Annotated in this window: 17 protein-coding genes and 1 pseudogene; 11 read left to right on the top strand and 7 right to left on the bottom strand. The window is 73.1% G+C overall.

Annotated features, from left to right (window positions below):
• Window positions 1–94: 94 nt before the first annotated feature.
• Together AB0K37_RS31950 and AB0K37_RS31945 are read right to left on the bottom strand one after the other, a co-directional pair.
• Window positions 95–334: pseudogene (locus tag AB0K37_RS31950) on the bottom strand (AzlC family ABC transporter permease); the annotation flags it as partial.
• 113 nt (window positions 335–447) lie between these two features.
• On the bottom strand, window positions 448–741 hold the full coding sequence (locus AB0K37_RS31945; RefSeq protein WP_363987330.1) for a chorismate mutase: 294 nt from the start codon (window positions 739–741) through the stop codon (window positions 448–450).
• Between the two features lie 525 nt (window positions 742–1,266).
• Here AB0K37_RS31945 and dnaE point away from each other — a divergent pair.
• Window positions 1,267–4,797: a DNA polymerase III subunit alpha gene (gene dnaE / locus AB0K37_RS31940; protein WP_363987328.1), complete on the top strand. Its 3,531-nt coding sequence runs from the start codon at window positions 1,267–1,269 to the stop codon at window positions 4,795–4,797.
• A 446-nt stretch (window positions 4,798–5,243) separates the two neighbouring features.
• On the opposite strand, the gene AB0K37_RS31935 is transcribed toward dnaE, so the two are convergent.
• The gene (locus AB0K37_RS31935) at window positions 5,244–5,939 is read right to left on the bottom strand and encodes a DUF6882 domain-containing protein (RefSeq protein ID WP_363987326.1); all 696 of its coding nucleotides are present in this window, start codon (window positions 5,937–5,939) and stop codon (window positions 5,244–5,246) included.
• Window positions 5,940–6,067: 128 nt separating this feature from the next.
• Between AB0K37_RS31935 and AB0K37_RS31930 the strand changes: the two genes are divergently transcribed.
• Window positions 6,068–6,670 (top strand): hypothetical protein, encoded by a 603-nt coding sequence (locus AB0K37_RS31930; RefSeq protein ID WP_363987324.1) that lies wholly within the window; start codon window positions 6,068–6,070, stop codon window positions 6,668–6,670.
• On the opposite strand, the gene ybaK is transcribed toward AB0K37_RS31930, so the two are convergent.
• Window positions 6,554–7,051 (bottom strand): Cys-tRNA(Pro) deacylase, encoded by a 498-nt coding sequence (ybaK, locus tag AB0K37_RS31925; protein WP_363987322.1) that lies wholly within the window; start codon window positions 7,049–7,051, stop codon window positions 6,554–6,556. The two genes, AB0K37_RS31930 and ybaK, sit on opposite strands and share 117 nt — an antisense overlap.
• Window positions 7,052–7,073: 22 nt before the next feature.
• Window positions 7,074–7,736 (bottom strand): LON peptidase substrate-binding domain-containing protein, encoded by a 663-nt coding sequence (locus AB0K37_RS31920; protein ID WP_363987321.1) that lies wholly within the window; start codon window positions 7,734–7,736, stop codon window positions 7,074–7,076.
• 121 nt (window positions 7,737–7,857) lie between these two features.
• Here AB0K37_RS31920 and AB0K37_RS31915 point away from each other — a divergent pair, with 121 nt between their 5' ends.
• The 9 genes from AB0K37_RS31915 (at window position 7,858) to AB0K37_RS31875 (ending at window position 14,983) form a co-directional block, all read left to right on the top strand.
• Window positions 7,858–8,670 (top strand): PhzF family phenazine biosynthesis isomerase, encoded by an 813-nt coding sequence (locus tag AB0K37_RS31915; protein ID WP_363987319.1) that lies wholly within the window; start codon window positions 7,858–7,860, stop codon window positions 8,668–8,670.
• Between the two features lie 80 nt (window positions 8,671–8,750).
• The gene (gene hisD, locus AB0K37_RS31910) at window positions 8,751–10,058 is read left to right on the top strand and encodes a histidinol dehydrogenase (RefSeq protein WP_363987317.1); all 1,308 of its coding nucleotides are present in this window, start codon (window positions 8,751–8,753) and stop codon (window positions 10,056–10,058) included.
• Complete coding sequence (locus AB0K37_RS31905) at window positions 10,055–11,176, top strand: histidinol-phosphate transaminase (protein ID WP_363987315.1); 1,122 nt, start codon at window positions 10,055–10,057, stop codon at window positions 11,174–11,176. The genes hisD and AB0K37_RS31905 overlap by 4 nt, the downstream gene beginning before the upstream one ends.
• Entirely contained in the window at window positions 11,173–11,766 is a 594-nt protein-coding gene (hisB, locus tag AB0K37_RS31900; protein ID WP_345175452.1) for an imidazoleglycerol-phosphate dehydratase HisB, read from the top strand. Before AB0K37_RS31905 ends, hisB begins: the two co-directional genes overlap by 4 nt.
• A 2-nt stretch (window positions 11,767–11,768) precedes the next feature.
• A complete protein-coding gene (locus AB0K37_RS31895) occupies window positions 11,769–11,939 on the top strand; it encodes a hypothetical protein (protein WP_363987313.1) in 171 nt (56 codons plus the stop codon).
• Between the two features lie 31 nt (window positions 11,940–11,970).
• On the top strand, window positions 11,971–12,606 hold the full coding sequence (gene hisH, locus AB0K37_RS31890) for an imidazole glycerol phosphate synthase subunit HisH (protein ID WP_363987311.1): 636 nt from the start codon (window positions 11,971–11,973) through the stop codon (window positions 12,604–12,606).
• A gap of 34 nt (window positions 12,607–12,640) precedes the next feature.
• Window positions 12,641–13,360, top strand: coding sequence for a bifunctional 1-(5-phosphoribosyl)-5-((5-phosphoribosylamino)methylideneamino)imidazole-4-carboxamide isomerase/phosphoribosylanthranilate isomerase PriA (gene priA, locus AB0K37_RS31885; protein WP_185023608.1), 720 nt, complete (start codon window positions 12,641–12,643; stop codon window positions 13,358–13,360).
• Window positions 13,357–14,118 (top strand): imidazole glycerol phosphate synthase subunit HisF, encoded by a 762-nt coding sequence (gene hisF, locus AB0K37_RS31880; protein WP_363987308.1) that lies wholly within the window; start codon window positions 13,357–13,359, stop codon window positions 14,116–14,118. Before priA ends, hisF begins: the two co-directional genes overlap by 4 nt.
• Before the next feature lie 16 nt (window positions 14,119–14,134).
• Window positions 14,135–14,983, top strand: coding sequence for a hypothetical protein (locus AB0K37_RS31875; RefSeq protein ID WP_363987306.1), 849 nt, complete (start codon window positions 14,135–14,137; stop codon window positions 14,981–14,983).
• 17 nt (window positions 14,984–15,000) lie between these two features.
• Here AB0K37_RS31875 and AB0K37_RS31870 read toward each other — a convergent pair whose 3' ends face one another.
• The gene (locus tag AB0K37_RS31870; RefSeq protein WP_363987304.1) at window positions 15,001–16,764 is read right to left on the bottom strand and encodes a CocE/NonD family hydrolase; all 1,764 of its coding nucleotides are present in this window, start codon (window positions 16,762–16,764) and stop codon (window positions 15,001–15,003) included.
• A 64-nt stretch (window positions 16,765–16,828) separates the two neighbouring features.
• Window positions 16,829–17,042: hypothetical protein (locus AB0K37_RS31865; RefSeq protein ID WP_363987302.1), on the bottom strand; the 214-nt coding region annotated here is incomplete at its 5' end.

Raw genomic sequence — 17,042 nt, 5'->3', positions numbered from 1 at the left:
CTGATGGCCGAACCCAACGTCCTCCTGCTGGACGAGCCCACGAACGACCTCGACATCGAGACCCTCACCGAGGTCGAGGACCTCCTGGACGGCTGCGCACGCCGAGCGTCGGCGCGAGCCGCATCCCGTACAGGGCGTTGCGCCCGCCGAGCAGGACCGCGCCGAGGGTCCCGGCGACCAGCCCGCCGCCCCCGCCGATGACCCCGACCAGCGCGAACTGGGACGCGCCGGTGAACGCCAGCAGGCTCAGCGCGCACGCCTGCGCGACCGTGAGCCCCGCCGTGACCGCCGCGGCGCCGAACGCCAGGCCGGACACCCCGACGGCGATGCCCACGCTGAGCCCGTGGCGTACCGCCGCGGCCCGCGCCGCCTCCTCCGGGGCGCCCGCCTCCGGAGCGGTCTCGTCCGGGACGTCCTCGCCGGCCGCCCGCGCGGACCCGGGCGCGCTCATCGGCCGGACTCGGCCGCGTCCAGCCCCGCCTCGATGATCGCGTTCACGATGGGGGCGAGCCGTTCCGGGCCTAGGGAGGGGGCCCGCACCGCCATGGCCTCGACGATCCGCCGCTCGCGCTCGGGGTCGCGGCCGGCGAAGCCGCCGACCGGCTTGAGACGCTGGACGACGGCGGCGACGGCGGTGCGGTGCTCCAGCAGCGTCGCGAGGGCGGCGTCGAGGCCGTCGATCGCCTCGCGGGCCTCGGCGAGCGTGGTGACGTCGGCGGCCGCCGGCAGCGCGACCCGCATCTCGACGGACGGCTCGCGGACCGGGCACTCCGCGTCCGCGCCGACGTGATCGATCACCTGGTCGTTCATCTCGGGTCCCCTCTCGCGCGGCCCTTCCGGGCGAGGGAGCGGGTGCCCCGGGCCGCGCCTGATCAGCGAAAAGGCTGCTCCAGAAGAAAGGCGGAGTCCACGGGGACTCCGCCTCGGCCGGCTCCGGGGTCGTCGCTAGGTCGCGCAGGCGACCGGCTCACCCGGAGCCGGCTGCGTAAACCTGAGATGGCGACGTTCCACGGGGCGATCGTATGCCGTGCCGCCCGGCGGGCCAAACTCCGGACATCCCGTCCCGGGTTTCGAGACGACCGGAAGGGGCCTCCCGGGATTGGGCGCGTCGGGGCGCGAGTGACCAGGGATGCGGGTTAGGCTCTCAGAGCCGCGTCGTTCCGGCGCCCGCCGGCCCGACGACCTTCCCCCGGTACCCGATGCCGCGACCACGTGCCGACCCCGCACGTGGGCGGTCGCATGCGACGAGCAGGAGGCGCAGCACGCATGGCCGACTCTTTCGTTCACCTGCACGTTCACACCGAGTACTCCATGCTCGACGGAGCCGCGCGGTTGAAGCAGATGTTCGAGGAGGTCGGCCGGCAGAAGATGCCGGCGATCGCGATGACCGACCACGGCAACATGCACGGCGCCTACGACTTCCACAAGCAGGCGACCGCGGCCGGCGTGACGCCGATCATCGGCATCGAGGCCTACATGGCGCCGGAGTCCCGGTACCACAAGAAGAAGGTCCAGTGGGGCGAGCCGAGCCAGAAACGCGACGACGTCTCCGGCGGCGGCCTGATCAACCACATGACGCTGTGGGCGCGCGACAAGGCCGGCCTGCACAACCTGTTCAAGCTCTCCAGCCGCGCCTACACCGAGGGCTTCGTCTTCAAGTACGCGCGCATGGACGAGGAGCTGCTCGCCGAGCACTCCGAGGGCCTGATGGCCACCACCGGCTGCCCGTCCGGCAAGGTCCAGACCCGGCTGCGGCTCGGCCAGTTCGACGAGGCGCTGAAGGCCGCCGCGAACTTCCAGGACATCCTCGGCAAGGAGAACTACTTCCTGGAGCTGATGGACCACGGCCTCGAGATCGAGCGCCGCGTCCGCGACGGCCTCATCGAGATCAGCAAGCGGCTGAACATCCCGCCGGTCGTCACCAACGACTCCCACTACACGCACGAGTCCGAGGCCACCGCCCACGACGCGCTGCTGTGCGTCCAGGTGGGCAAGCAGCTCGCCGACCCCGACCGGTTCCGGTTCGACGGCAGCGGCTACTACCTCAAGACGGCCGAGGAGATGCGCGCCATCGACTCCTCCGACATCTGGGCCGAGGGCTGCAGGAACACCCTGCTGATCGCCGAGCGCGTCGACCCGGCCGGGATGTTCGAGTACCGCGACCTCAGCCCCCGCTTCCCCGTCCCGGAGGGCGAGACCGAGGAGAGCTGGTTCCGCAAGGAGGTCTGGAAGGGCCTGGAGCGCCGCTTCCCCGACGGCCTCCCGGACGGCTACAAGGAGCAGGCCGAGTACGAGATGGGCGTCATCCTCGGCAAGGGGTACCCGTCCTACTTCCTCGTCGTCGCCGACTTCATCATGTGGGCCAAGGAGAACGGCATCCTGGTCGGCCCCGGGCGAGGCAGCGCCGCGGGCTCGCTGATCGCCTACGCGATGGGCATCACCGACCTCGACCCCATCCCGCACGGGCTGATCTTCGAGCGGTTCCTGAACCCCGAGCGCGCGTCCATGCCCGACATCGACATCGACTTCCCTGAAGACCGGCGGGCCGAGGTCATCAAGTACACGACCGAGAAGTGGGGCGCCGACAAGGTCTCCTTCATCGCCACGTTCGGCACCATCAAGGCGAAGGCCGCCATCAAGGACGCGGGCCGCGTCCTCGGCTTCCCGTACGCGCTCGGCGACCGGATCTCCAAGGCGTTCCCGCCCGCCGTCATGGGCAAGGACATCCCGCTGTCGGGCATCTTCGACGACAAGCACCCGCGCTACGGCGAGGCCGGCGAGCTGCGCAAGCTGTACGAGGAAGAGACCGACGTCAAGCAGATCATGGACCTGGCGCAGGGCCTGGAGGGGCTGATCCGCCAGACCGGCGTGCACGCCGCCGGGGTCATCATGTCCGGTGAGACGATCACCGACCACATCCCGATCATGCGCCGGGACGCCGACGGGGCCATCATCACGCAGTTCGACTACCCGACCTGCGAGTCGCTCGGCCTGCTGAAGATGGACTTCCTCGGCCTGCGCAACCTGACCATCATCGACGACGCGCTCAAGGGCATCCGGAAGAACAAGGGCGTCGACGTCGACCTGCTCGCCCTCCCGCTGGACGACCAGAAGACCTACGACCTGCTCGCCCGCGGCGACACCCTCGGCGTCTTCCAGTTCGACGGCGGCCCCATGCGCTCCCTGCTCCGGCTGATGAAGCCGGACAACTTCGAGGACATCTCCGCCGTGGGCGCCCTGTACCGGCCCGGCCCGATGGGCGCGAACTCCCACACCAACTACGCGCTGCGCAAGAACGGCGCGCAGGAGATCACGCCGATCCACCCGGAGCTGGAGGAGCCGCTCAAGGAGATCCTCGACACCACCTACGGCCTGATCGTCTACCAGGAGCAGGTCATGGCGATCGCGCAGAAGGTGGCGGGCTACACGCTCGGCAAGGCGGACCTGCTGCGCCGCGTCATGGGCAAGAAGAAGAAGGCCGAGCTGGACGCCCAGTTCGTCGGGTTCGAGCAGGGCATGATCGACAACGGCTTCTCCAAGGAGGCCGTGAAGACCCTGTGGGACATCCTCGTCCCGTTCTCCGACTACGCCTTCAACAAGGCCCACTCCGCCGCGTACGGCCTCGTCTCCTACTGGACGGCCTACCTCAAGGCGAACTACCCGGCCGAGTACATGGCGGGCGTGCTCACCTCCGTCGGCGACGACAAGGACAAGAGCGCCCTGTACCTGTCGGAGTGCCGCCGGATGGGCCTGAAGGTGCTGCCGCCCGACGTCAACACGTCCGAGGCCGACTTCACCCCGCTCGGCGACACCGAGATCCGTTTCGGCCTGTCGGCGGTCCGCAACGTCGGCACCAACGTCGTGGACGGGATCGTCGCGGCCCGCCGCGAGAAGGGCGCCTACACCGACTTCAACGACTTCCTCAACAAGGTCCCGCCGCCGGTGTGCAACAAGCGGGTCGTGGAGTCGCTGATCAAGGCGGGCGCGTTCGACGAGCTCGGCCACCAGCGCAAGGCGCTGCTGATGGTGCACGAGCAGGCCATCGACTCGGTCATCGACATCAAGCGCAAGGAGGCCGTCGGCCAGGACTCCCTGTTCGGCGCCCTGGAGGACGACGGCGGCGAGGACGCGTTCGCCGTCGCGATCCCCGAGGGCGAGGAGTGGGACAAGACGACCCTTCTCGCCTTCGAGCGGGAGATGCTCGGCCTCTACGTGTCGGACCACCCGCTCCTCGGCGTCGAGCACATCCTGGAGCGGGAGGCCGACTGCACGATCGCCGTCCTGAACGGCGGCGAGCGCCCCGACGGCCAGGTGGTCGTCGTGGCCGGGCTGCTGTCCGGCCTCCAGCGCAAGGTCACCAAGCAGGGCAACTCCTGGGCCATGTTCCAGCTGGAGGACCTCGGCGGCTCCATCGAGGTGATGTGCTTCCCGTCGTCCTACCAGCTGTGCTCGACCCTCCTCGCCGAGGACGCCATCCTCGTCGTCAAGGGCCGCCTGGACCGCCGCGAGGACGTCGCGAAGATCATCGCGATGGAGGTCGTCCAGCCCGACCTCAGCGTCACCGACGCCACCGGCCCCCTTTCGGTCACGCTGCCGCTGGGCCGCTGCACGCCCCCCACGGTCTCCCGCCTCAAGGAGGTGCTGATCACCCACCCCGGCACCGCCGAGGTGCACCTCCACCTCCAGAACGGCCCGCGCACGACCGTGGTCCGCCTGGACGACAGGCTCCGCGTGGCGCCGTCCCCGGCCCTCATGGGCGACCTGAAGCAACTCCTGGGCCCGTCCTGCCTGGGGTGACCCAGACAGAGCCCCGCCGGGACGGCGCGCCCCGGCGGGGCACGCCGCCAGTCCTGGCACCGAGCCCGCGCCCGCCCATGTCGACAGCGGACGACGGCGCGCCCAACGCCACCTGAAGGGTCACGCTGGCCGCTCTGGTAGTGGGCGGCGAGGAGCCGCAGACCGCAACCCACTCCCGCGGCAACCGCAACGAAAGCTCCGCGGCGCTGGGGCGGTCAAAGAGCAGGGCGGCAACCGCAGCCACCGCCCGCGGCAACCGCAGCCAACATCCCCGACAACCGCAACTGACACCTCAGCCATCGGGGACCCTGGGAATCGCGATCGCGTCCGAAGGCAGTTTCAAGCGAAGCAAGAAACTGATCGCGCAGCGAGCCGCAAGGCGAGTCGAAGCGATGCAGCGATCGCCCGCGGTTTCTTCGTTTTTCGGGCCCCCAAGGCCCGAAGAACTAAGAAACCGCAATAAGCTCAGCCCTCCAGTCGACGAAGCGGCCTAGGCCGTCGAAGTGGGCGCGGGCGGTGCCGCCGCCGGGGAGGGTCACTTCGGTGAGGACGTCGCTCTGCCGGTAGGGGACGCGGTGGTGCGACAGGAACCCGGCGAGGGTGAGGCGCGGCTCGTGGGGGAAGAGGCTGGCGGCGTTGGCCAGGAGGCGGGGGAGGGGGACGGGGTCCCACTGGGCGGGCGGCGCCTGGGGGTCGTCGACGTGCAGGTAGGCGGAGCCGCCGTCGTAGCCGGCGCCGATGTATCCGGCGCCGCCGAGGACGCCGCCGGCGGCCATCGCGATGAGTTCGCCGCCGTGCCCGGCGGGGCCTTCGTACCAGGACAGGTCGACTTCGGGCGTGGTGAACTCGGTGATGCCGAGCCGTTCGCCGATGGCCCGGATGACCAGCGTCGGGGCGACGGCGGGGTGCGCGTCGCCGAACTGGGGGTTGGCCCAGCCCCACAGCCAGGTGCGCTCGCGGGCGGCGTAGCTGCCGAGCAGCGAGACGCGGACCGTGACGCCGCCGCTGGTGTAGGTGCGGGCGGTCAGGTCGGCGCTCCAGTCCTCGCGCGGCAGGAACTCGGCGAGCGTCTCCTGCTGCTGCAGGACGACGGCCGCCAGTGCGGCGCCGAGGCGTTCGAACGCGGGGCTGAATCCGGACATGTCGGGCACATTATCCCAGTAATCGGGGCTGCCGTGGGCGGGAATCGGACACCCTTCGAGAGTCGATCGGTTGACCTGGGCAGGCTAGGCTTTCGCTGTCGGACGACTTGCAACTAGGAGCGTACGAGGTGCGGCGACCCACCGGGAGGCTCTTGGCGATCTGGGCGGTCACCAGCGCCGTCGTCGCGCTGCTGGGGCCGCTCGCCGGCCTGCTGTGGGCGGCGGTCGTCCCGAAGGTGACCTACGTGGTCGTGCAGGGTGAGGCTTTTCTGGCCGACCCGGAAGGCCAGGGCCCGATCGGCATCGACGTCCGCTTCGCCCTGATCGCGCTCATCGCCGGAACCGCGTGCGGCGCCGGCGCCTACCTGGCGGGCGGGCGCGGCAACGACTCCGCGCTGCTGCTCGGGCTGGCCGTGGGCGGCGCCGCGGCCGCCGTCCTCGCCTGGCAGACCGGCCACCTGATCGGGCTCGGGCACTTCGAGGACGTGGTCCGGCACGGCCGCGACGGCACCACCGTCACCGGCGTCGCCGACCTGCGCGCCAAGGGCGTGCTGGTGTTCTGGGCGCTGCCGGCGGTCGCCGCCTACGGGCTGCTGGAACTGGTCGTGCGGCGGCTACCCGCGGGCGATGGCGCCGACGCGGGCGCCGGTGAGGCGGACGAGGTCGGCGGGGACGAGCTCGATCTGGAGTCCGCGCCGGCCGGCCGAGACGTAGACGGTCGCGAGCCCTGACACCGACGCGTCGATCACGGTCGGCAGCCGCCTGCGCTGCCCGAGCGGGCTGATCCCGCCGACGACGTACCCGGTGGCGCGCTCGGCGTCGCGGGGGTCGGCCATCCGCGCCTTCTTGCCCCCGGCCGCCGCCGCGAGCGCCTTCAGGTCGAGGGTGGACGAGACCGGTACGACGCCGACCGTGAGGTTCCCGTCGACCTCGGCCAGCAGCGTCTTGAAGAGCCGGTCGTGCGGAACGCCGAGGGCGTCCGCGGCGGCCTCCCCGTAGGAGTCGGCGTTCGGGTCGGCCTCGTAGGCGTGCAGCGTGAAGTCGACGCCGGCCTTCGCCGCGGCGATCGTCGCGGGGGTGCCCTTGCCGCCCTTGGCCTTGGCAGTGCTCATGGGAGCAGTCTGCCGTGAGCGGTCAGTTCGGTGTGAACGACCCGTCCAGGAACTGCCCCGCGGGGATCATTGGAAGCACGTCCAGGATGCGGTTCTCCCTGGCCAGCAACTCGGCCTCCGCCTCCAGGCGCAGCGCCGCGTCCTCGTGCTCCAGCAGCCGCTGCTTCTCGTGCCCGTCCAGGACGAGCGACGCCGCGACCGCGTACGACAGCGCGACCGGGTCGGCCGGCCGCTCGATCTCCTCCGGCGGTCCGGCGCCGGCCGCGCCGAGGCGCCGCCGGTAGAGCCGGAACAGCCGCCGGACCCGCGCCGCGGCGGGACCCGGATCGGCGCCCGGCTCCTCGGGAAGGAACTCGACCTCGCCCCGCAGGTAGGGCCTGGACTGATCCAGCTCCTTCACCCGGAACCGCCGGGCGCCGACCGCGACGATGTCGTACCGCCCGTCCGGGTGCGGCGTCACCTCGCGCAGCTCGGCGACGCAGCCGACCTCGGCGAGGCGGTGCGCCGCGCCCTCGCCGACCTCGTGGCCGAGCTCGATGCCGACGACGCCGAACACGCGCGGCTCGGGCTGTTCGAGGAGGTCGCCGACCAGCCGGCGGTAGCGGTCCTCGAACAGGTGCAGGGGGAGCACCAGGCCGGGGAACAGCACGGTGCCCAGGGGGAACAGGGCGAGCCGCTCGGTCACATCTTCTCTCCCGCGTTCCTGGGCGCAACCGGAAACGCCCGTGCCGCCAGGGTACGTCGCAAATGATGATCTTGGTAAGGGATGATTTTTCACGGCGTGAAACGGGTGTAGCGTCGGCGCCATGAGGATGCTCGTCGTCGACGCCTTCACCGGCCGCGCGTTCGCCGGCAACCCCGCCGGAGTGTGCCTGCTCACGGGCGCCGCCGAGGCCGGGTGGATGCAGCGCGTCGCCGCGGAGATGAGGCATTCCGAGACGGCGTTCGTCCGGCCGGTTCAGGCCGCGGACGCCGACTTCGAACTGCGGTGGTTCACCCCGAAGACGGAGGTCGCCCTCTGCGGGCACGCCACCCTCGCTTCCGCCCACGCCCTCTACGAGACGGGCACGGCCGCGGCGGGCGACCCGATCAGGTTCCGCACGCTCAAGAGCGGCGTCCTCACCGTCACCCCGGAGGAGGACGGCGCACTGGCGATGGACTTCCCGGTGATGCGCGCCGACCCCGTCGAAGTGCCCGGAAGGCTCGCGGAGGCGCTCGGCGCCAAGGTGCTGCACGCCGGCCGCAACGCCCAGAACGACCTGCTCGCCGAGGTCCCGGACGAGGACGGCGTGCGGGGCCTCGCCCCGGACGTCCGGGCGCTCGCCGGGATCGATGCCCGCGGCGTGATCGTCACGGCGGCCGCCGGCCCCGGCCGGGAGCACGACTTCGTGTCCCGGTTCTTCGCCCCGCGCGTCCTGCCCGGCGACGCCGAGGACCCGGTGACCGGCTCCGCCCACTGCGCCCTCGCGCCCTACTGGGCCGAGCGCCTCGGCCGCGACGTCCTGACCGGCTACCAGGCGTCGCCGCGCGGCGGGCACGTCCGCGTGGCCCTGCACGGCGACCGGGTGACCCTGGCCGGCCGGGCCGTCACCGTCCTGGACGGCGCCCTCCGGGTCTGACCCGCCGCGCCGCGGCGACACGGCGTCTCGGGACGTGAGACGGTGCGCGAGGGACGGAGGGCACTCCGTAGACTGGACGGGTGATTTCCCGTATCGACCTGCGCGGCTCGCTTCCCGGCGACCTGCGCACCGTGCTGCCCCGCGCCGAACTCGACGTCGAGGCCGCCCTGGACAAGGTGCGGCCCATCTGCGAGGACGTGCGCCATCGCGGCTCGGCGGCGGTACGGGAGCACACCAGCCGGTTCGACGGGGTCGAGCTGGAGCGCGTCCGGGTCCCGGTCGAGGCCGTGCACCGGGCGCTCACCGGCCTCGACCCGGCCGTCCGGGACGCGCTGGAGGAGAGCATCCGCCGCGCCCGGGCCGTGCACCGCGCGCAGCGCCGCACCGACGTGACCACGCAGGTCGTGCCCGGCGGCACCGTCACCGAGCGGTGGATCCCGGTCGGACGCGTGGGCCTGTACGTGCCGGGCGGCCGCGCCGTCTACCCGTCCAGCGTGGTCATGAACGTCGTCCCCGCGCAGGAGGCGGGCGTCGGCTCCCTCGCCGTCACCTCGCCCGCGCAGAAGGACTTCGGCGGGCTGCCGCACCCCTCGATCCTGGCCGCGTGCGCGCTGCTCGGCGTCGACGAGGTGTACGCCGCGGGCGGCGCGCAGGCGATCGCGATGTTCGCCTACGGCACCGAGGAGTGCCCCCGCGCCGACCTGGTCACCGGGCCCGGCAACGTCTACGTCGCCGCGGCCAAGCGGCTGCTCAAGGGCGTGATCGGCATCGACGCCGAGGCCGGCCCGACGGAGATCGCGATCCTCGCCGACGGCACCGCCGACGCGGTGGAGGTCGCCGCCGACCTGATCAGCCAGGCCGAGCACGACACGCTCGCCGCCGCCGTCCTGGTCACCGACTCGGTGCGGCTCGCCGACGAGGTCGAGGCCGAGCTGAAGGCGCAGGTCGCCCGCACCCGCCACGCCGAGCGGATCACCGAGGCGCTGGCCGGGCGGCAGTCCGGCATCGTCCTGGTCGACGGCGTCGACGACGGACTCAAGGTCGTGGACGCCTACGCCGCCGAGCACCTGGAGATCCAGACCGCCGACGCCGCCGCGGTCGCCGCGCGCGTCCGCAACGCCGGGGCGGTCTTCGTCGGCCGGTACGCGCCGGTGTCGCTCGGCGACTACCTGGCGGGCTCCAACCACGTCCTGCCCACCGGCGGGTGCGCCTGCCACTCCTCCGGGCTGTCGGTCCAGTCGTTCCTGCGCGGCGTGCACGTCGTCGAGTACGACCGCGACGCCCTCGCCGACGCCACCGCGCGGGTCGTCGCGCTCGCCGAGGCCGAGGACCTGCCCGCCCACGGCGCCGCCCTCCAGGCCCGCTTCGACTGGGAGACCCCTTCGTGACCTCGCTCAACGACCTGCCGCTGCGGGACGACCTGCGCGGCCGGGAGCCCTACGGCGCGCCCCAGCTGGACGTCCCGTTCGCGCTGAACACCAACGAGAACCCCTACCCGCCGTCCGAGCGGCTCGTGAAGGCCCTCGGCGAGGCCGTCATGGACGTCGCCGGGTCGCTGAACCGCTACCCCGACCGCGACGCGGTCGCGCTCCGCGAGGACCTCGCCGCGTTCCTGAACGCCGACACGCCCGGCGCGGGCCTCACCGCGGCCCGGGTGTGGGCCGCGAACGGCTCCAACGAGATCATCCAGCAGATCCTGCAGGCGTTCGGCGGGGCGGGGCGCACCGCGCTCGGCTTCGAGCCGTCCTACTCGATGCACCCGATCATCACGGGGGTGTCCGGGACCCGCTGGGTGAACGCCTTCCGCGACGAGGACTTCGGCCTCGAACCCGAGCGCGCCGTCGCGGCCGTCGAGGAGCACCGGCCCGACGTCGTGTTCCTGACCTCGCCCAACAACCCGACCGGCACGGCGCTGCCCCTCGACGCGATCGAGGCCGTCCTGGCGGCCGCGCCCGGAATGGTCGTCGTCGACGAGGCCTACGCCGAGTTCCGCCGGGCGGGCACCCCGTCCGCGCTGACGCTGCTGGACGGCCACCCGCGGCTGATCGTCACCCGGACGATGTCGAAGGCGTTCGCGATGGCCGGGGCCCGGCTCGGCTACCTGGCCGCCGACCCCGCCGTGGTCGACGCGCTGCTGCTCGTCCGGCTGCCCTACCACCTGTCGGCCGTCACCCAGGCCGTCGCGCGCACCGCCCTCGCCCACGGCGAGGAGCTGCTCGGCGGCGTCGACGCCCTGCGCCGCGAGCGCGACGACCTCGTGGCGTGGCTGCGCGCCGAGGGGCTCCGGGTCGCCGACTCCGACGCCAACTTCGTCCTGTTCGGGACGTTCCCCGACCGCCGCCGCATCTGGGAGGACCTGCTGGAGCGCGGCGTGCTGATCCGGGAGGTGGGCCCGCCCGAGTGGCTGCGGGTCAGCGTCGGCACCCCGGAGGAGATGGCCGCCTTCCGCACCGCGCTCCGCCTGGCGCGGGGAGCCGGCACCGAGAACAACGAGGAGAGTCTGTGACGCGCAAGGGACGAGTCGAGCGCGGGACCGGGGAGACCCAGGTCCTCGTCGAGATCGACCTCGACGGCACCGGGCAGGTCGACGTCGCGACCGGCGTGGGTTTCTTCGACCACATGCTGGCGCAGCTCGGCAAGCACGGGTCGTTCGACCTGACCGTCAAGACCACCGGCGACCTGCACATCGACAGCCACCACACCATCGAGGACACCGCGATCGCGCTCGGCGCGGCGTTCCGCGAGGCGCTCGGCGACAAGGCCGGCATCCGCCGCTTCGCCGACGCCTCCATCCCGCTCGACGAGGCGCTCGCCCAGGTCACCGTGGACGTCTCCGGGCGCCCCTACCTGGTGCACGTGGAGCCGGACGGCATGGCGCCGATGATCGGCCCCGAGTACGACACCACGATGACCCGGCACATCTTCGAGTCGTTCGTGTCGAACGCGCGGGTCGCGCTGCACGTCCACGTCCCCTACGGCCGCAACGCCCACCACATCGTCGAGGCGCAGTTCAAGGCCCTCGCCCGGGCGCTGCGCGACGCCGTGGCGTTCGACCCGAAGGTGCACGGCATCCCGTCCACCAAGGGAGCCCTGTAGCCGTGGAGATCGGTGGCCTGCACCTCACCTACGGCACGGTGGTGATCTTCGCGGTCGCGGTGTTCCTGCTGGCGGGCGTGTACAGCTTCGTCAAGCAGGGCCTCAAGATCGCCGCGATGCTCCTGCTGGTGCTCGCCGGGCTGGCGGTCGCCGGGGGAGTGATGTGGTCGTGAGCGCGGACCGGCGGGTGAGGGCGGTGGAGGCGTGAAGAAGATCGTCATTCTCGACTACGGCTCGGGGAACCTGCGCTCGGCCGAGCGCGCCGTGGCGCGCGCCGGGGCGGAGGTGACCGTCACCGCCGACCGGGACGCCGCGCTCGCCGCCGACGGCCTGGTCGTCCCCGGCGTCGGCGCGTTCGCCGCCTGCATGGCGGGCCTGCGCTCGGTGCACGGCGACCAGATCATCGGCCGACGGCTGGCGGGCGGCCGCCCCGTCCTCGGCATCTGCGTCGGCATGCAGATCCTGTTCTCCAAGGGCATCGAGCACGGCGTCACCACCCAGGGCTGCGACGAATGGCCGGGCACGGTCGACCGCCTGAACGCCCCGGTCGTCCCGCACATGGGCTGGAACACCGTGGACGCCCCCGAGGGCTCCGCGCTCTTCGAGGGCCTGCGCGACGAGCGCTTCTACTTCGTCCACTCCTACGCCGCGCGCAGCTGGGACCTGGAGTCCGACCCGACCGGCACCATCCCGGCGCCGCTGGTCACCTGGTCCGAGCACGGCGACCGCTTCGTCGCCGCGGTGGAGAACGGCCCCCTGTGCGCCACCCAGTTCCACCCGGAGAAGTCCGGCGACGCCGGCGCCCAGCTCCTGCGCAACTGGCTCGCCACCCTGGCCTAGGCACTCGTTCCATCTGCATCGATAGGGTTTCCGCATGACTTTGACGCTCCTTCCCGCCGTAGACGTCGCCGACGGCCGGGCCGTCCGGCTGGTGCAGGGCGAGGCCGGCACCGAGACCTCCTACGGCGCGCCGCTGGAGGCGGCGCTCGCCTGGCAGGGGGCGGGGGCGGAGTGGATCCATCTGGTGGACCTCGACGCGGCGTTCGGGCGCGGCTCCAACCGGGAGCTGCTCGCCGAGGTGACCGGGAAGCTGGACGTGAAGGTCGAGCTGTCGGGCGGCATCCGCGACGACGCGTCGCTGGAGGCGGCCCTCGCCACGGGGTGCGCCCGGGTCAACATCGGCACCGCCGCGCTGGAGGACCCCGCCTGGTGCCGCAAGATCATCGCCTCGCACGGCGACCGGATCGCGGTGGGGCTGGACGTGCGGGGCACGACGCTGGCCGCGCGCGGCTGGACGCGGGAGGGCGGCGACCTGTGGGAGGTCCTCGCTCGGCTGGAGGACGACGGCTGCCCCCGCTACGTGGTCACCGACGTCACCAAGGACGGGACGCTGCGCGGCCCCAACACCGAGCTGCTGCGCGAGGTGTGCTCCCGGACGGACAAGCCCGTCGTCGCCTCCGGCGGGGTCTCGTCGCTGGACGACCTGCGGGCGCTGGCCGGGCTCGTCCCCGACGGCGTCGAGGGCGCGATCGTCGGCAAGGCCCTCTACGCGGGGGCGTTCACGCTGGAAGAGGCCCTGGAGGCCGTGAAGTGACCGTCGCCGTGCGGGTGATCCCGTGCCTGGACGTCGACGCCGGGCGCGTGGTCAAGGGCGTCAACTTCCAGAACCTGCGGGACGCGGGCGACCCCGTGGAACTGGCCCGCCGCTACGACGCCGAGGGCGCCGACGAGCTGACCTTCCTGGACATCACCGCCTCCAGCGCCGACCGCTCCACTACCTACGACGTGGTGCGGCGGACCGCCGAGCAGGTGTTCATCCCGCTGACGGTCGGCGGCGGCATCCGCACGGTCGAGGACGTCGACCGGCTGCTGCGCGCGGGCGCCGACAAGGTCTCGATCAACACCGCGGCGATCGCGCGGCCGGAGTTCCTGCGGGAGGCCGCGCACCGGTTCGGGTCGCAGTGCGTCGTGCTGTCGGTGGACGCGCGGCGCGCCGAGGGGACGCCGTCCGGCTTCGAGGTCACCACGCACGGCGGCCGCAAGGGCACCGGCATCGACGCGATCGAGTGGGCCCGCCGCGGCGCGGAGCTCGGCGTCGGGGAGATCCTGCTGAACTCGATGGACGCCGACGGCACCAAGGCCGGGTTCGACCTGGAGATGCTGCGCCTCGTCCGGGAGGCCGTCACCGTCCCGGTGATCGCCAGCGGGGGCGCGGGGGCGGTCGAGCACTTCCCCCCGGCCGTGGAGGCGGGCGCGGACGCCGTCCTCGCCGCCAGCGTCTTCCACTTCGGGGAGCTGAAGATCTCCGACGTCAAGGCCGCGCTGCGCGCCGCCGGCAGTCCCGTTCGCTGAAGAGGAACCCCCCCGAATGAACATCGCTCTCGCGACCTGCTCGCTGCTGCCCGACGGAAGCGACGACGTCCAGGACCTGATCGGCGCCCTGGCGGCCGAGGGCGTCGCCGCCGAGCCCGTCGCCTGGGACGCCGACGTCGACTGGTCCCGCCACGATCTCGTCGTCATCCGCTCCACCTGGGACTACACCGCCCGGCGGGACGAGTTCGTGGCCTGGGCGGAGAGCCTGCCCCGGGTCCTCAACCCCGCCGCGATCGTGCGGTGGAACACCGACAAGCGCTACCTGCGCGACCTCGCCGGCGCGGGCGTCCCGGTCGTCCCGACCCTCTGGGATCCGGACGACGTCCCCTCCGAGTGGCCGGAGTACGTCGTCAAGCCCGCCGTCTCGATCGGCGCGGGCGACACCGCCCGCTGGGGCCCCGGCGAGGAGGACGCGGCCCGCGCCCACCTGCGCTCGCTGCGCGAGGCGGGCCGGACGGCGATGGTCCAGCCGTACCTGTCCGCGGTCGACACGGTCGGCGAGACGGCGCTGGTCTTCCTCGACGGCGAGTACAGCCACGCCGGGCGCAAGGCGCAGATCCTCGCCGCCGGGGCGGGCGTCCAGGGCTCCGTCCGGGACGACCCGGCGCGCGGGCAGGTCACCGCCTCCACGGCGACCGAGGCCGAGCTGGAGCTGGCCGCCCGTGCCCTGGCCGCCGTCCCGCACGGCGACGATCTCCTCTACGCCCGCGTCGACATGATCCCCGGTCCGGACGGCGCCCCGATGCTGATCGAGCTCGAACTGACCGAACCCGCCCTCTACCTCCACCACGCCCCCGGAAGCGCGAAGAAACTGGCGAAGGCGATCATCTCCCGGGTGCGCTGAGCCGTCTCCGGGACCGGTCACGGGGCGTCCTCCTCGGGGGCCGGGGCCGCGGCCTCGGGAGAGCGTTCGGCGACGGGAAGGATGATCGCGGACGGGTGGTCGGGGTCGTGCAGGACCTCCTGCCGGGCGGTGACCATCCTCGTCGCGGTGGTGGCGAGGGGCTCGCCGGTGCCGGGGTTGACGGCGACCTTGGGGTGGGCGCCGCTGGTGACGTGGACCCGGACGCTGTGGCCGCGCTGGAACCGGTGGCCGGTGGGCCACAGGTCGACGGCGAGGCGGAGCACCCCGCCGGTCCCGACGGGCGTGGCCGCGGCGGCGGGCAGGCGCAGGCCGCCCTCGCAGACGTTGCGGGACGTCCCGTCCGGGGAGACGTCGCAGAGCCGGACGACGAAGTCGGTGTGCTCGCGGTCGGAGCGGACGAACAGCTCGGCGCCGACCGGGCCGATGACGTCCAGGTCGGCGTCGAGCGGCGCTGAGGTGAAGACCAGCACGTCCGGCCGCCGCTCCAGGGGGCGGTTGTCGACGGGGCGGGAGCTGCCCAGCAGTGTGGGGCCGCCGAGCGCGGGCGTCGGGCGGGCCGGGTCGAAGCGGTAGGCGCTGGGCCGGGCGTCGCGCGGGCCGTCCTCGCCGAGGCCGCCGCCGGCGTGCAGGTGCCAGCGCGCCCGCCGCGTGCCCGGCGGGGGCCAGTCGCGGTAGTGCCGCCACTCGCGGGCGCCGGTGACGTAGACGCGGACGGGGTCGCGCCGCAGCCCGGACGGGTCGCCCTGCAGATGGGCGCGGAACCAGGCGAGCGACTCGCGGATCGCCGGCAGTCCGTGCCGGGCGTCGGTGTGCCACCAGGGGCCGATCGTCAGGTACGGGACGCGCCCGGCGGCGCGCAGCGCCAGGTAGTCCTTGATCATCCAGGGCAGGAACACGTCGTACCAGCCGCCGAGGAGGGTGGCGGGCGCGGCGACCTCGCCGACCGTGGCGCTGAAGTCGCGGGTGTCCCAGTAGCCGCTGGCGGCCCCGTGGCCCGCGAGCAGGTCCTGGTAGAAGCGCATGGGCTCGCCGCCGGCCAGCACGTCCAGCTCGGCGAGCGGGCGGCCGGAGCGGGCGGCGCGCAGGGCGCGGCGCCGCGACGTCAGCGGCGCGGTCAGCATGCCGAGCCGCCGCTGCTGGCGGTGCGTGAGGTCGGTCCAGGTGAGCGTGGACTCCAGGGCGAACGACCCGCCCACGTAGGCGGCGTCCCGGAAGGTGGACGCGGTGATCTGCAGGGACATCGCCTTCAGCTCGGGCCCGGCCTCGGCGGCGATCGCCCAGGCCGCGTAGCCGAGGTAGCTCGGCCCGAAGGCGGCGAACGAGCCGTGGAACCAGGGCTGCCGCTTCAGCCACTCGACGGTGGCGAGCCCGTCGGCGCGCTCGCTGCCGAGGGGGTCGAACTCGCCGCCGGACCCGGAGGTCCCGCGGGCGCTCTGCACGACGAGCTGGAAACCGAACGGGACGAAGAGCAGGCCGTTGGCGAGGGCGGCGGGGCCGCGGCGCCCGTAGGGGGTGCGGACGAGGATGGTGGGGGGCCGCTCGACCCCGGCCGGGACGTACCGGTCGGCGAGGAGGACGACGCCGTCCGGCATGGTCACCGGCAGGTCGCGCTCGACGGTGTAGGGGGCGAGGCCCCACGGCCACGGCAGGCCCGCCGGCCAGGACAGCCCTGCCGGCCACGGCAGGCCCTTCGGCCACGGCAGGCCCTTCGGCCGGGGCAGCCTGATCGGCGGGACGGGCAGTCGGTCCCAGGGCGGCATGCTGCCTCCGAACGCGGTCCGCTACTCCTAGCGAGATTACCGACCCGTTCCGCCGACCGGGCGATCAGGTGCCGGTGACGAGCGCCCACGGGTCGGGCGCGGCGGCGAGCGCGGCGCCGAGCTCGTCGGCCCAGGCGGTCTCGCCGCCGTACTCGTCCCGCCACGACCACAGCCGCAGGGTGACCCGGCGCAGGGGGTGCTCCTCGGTGGCGCCGAGCGCGCCGTGCACCTGGTGGGCGAGGGCGGCGACCGTGCCCGCGGCGCGCGACGCGTTCGCC

The sequence above is a fragment of the Actinomadura sp. NPDC049753 genome (assembly GCF_040674655.1).
Classification (GTDB): Bacteria; Actinomycetota; Actinomycetes; order Streptosporangiales; family Streptosporangiaceae; genus Spirillospora; species Spirillospora verrucosospora.
The sequence above is the reverse complement of the archived record's forward strand: the minus strand, read 5'-3'. Positions and strand labels throughout refer to the sequence as shown.

Bases quoted from the DNA above. Each gene is read 5' to 3' on its own strand.
- AB0K37_RS31945 (WP_363987330.1), bottom strand. From the start codon at position 741: ATGCGGGTCGCGCTGCCGGCGGCCGCCGACGTCACCACGCTCGCCGAG.
- dnaE (WP_363987328.1), top strand. From the start codon at position 1,267: ATGGCCGACTCTTTCGTTCACCTGCACGTTCACACCGAGTACTCCATG.
- AB0K37_RS31935 (WP_363987326.1), bottom strand. From the start codon at position 5,939: ATGTCCGGATTCAGCCCCGCGTTCGAACGCCTCGGCGCCGCACTGGCG.
- ybaK (WP_363987322.1), bottom strand. From the start codon at position 7,051: ATGAGCACTGCCAAGGCCAAGGGCGGCAAGGGCACCCCCGCGACGATC.
- AB0K37_RS31915 (WP_363987319.1), top strand. From the start codon at position 7,858: ATGAGGATGCTCGTCGTCGACGCCTTCACCGGCCGCGCGTTCGCCGGC.
- priA (WP_185023608.1), top strand. From the start codon at position 12,641: ATGACTTTGACGCTCCTTCCCGCCGTAGACGTCGCCGACGGCCGGGCC.
- AB0K37_RS31875 (WP_363987306.1), top strand. From the start codon at position 14,135: ATGAACATCGCTCTCGCGACCTGCTCGCTGCTGCCCGACGGAAGCGAC.
- AB0K37_RS31870 (WP_363987304.1), bottom strand. From the start codon at position 16,764: ATGCCGCCCTGGGACCGACTGCCCGTCCCGCCGATCAGGCTGCCCCGG.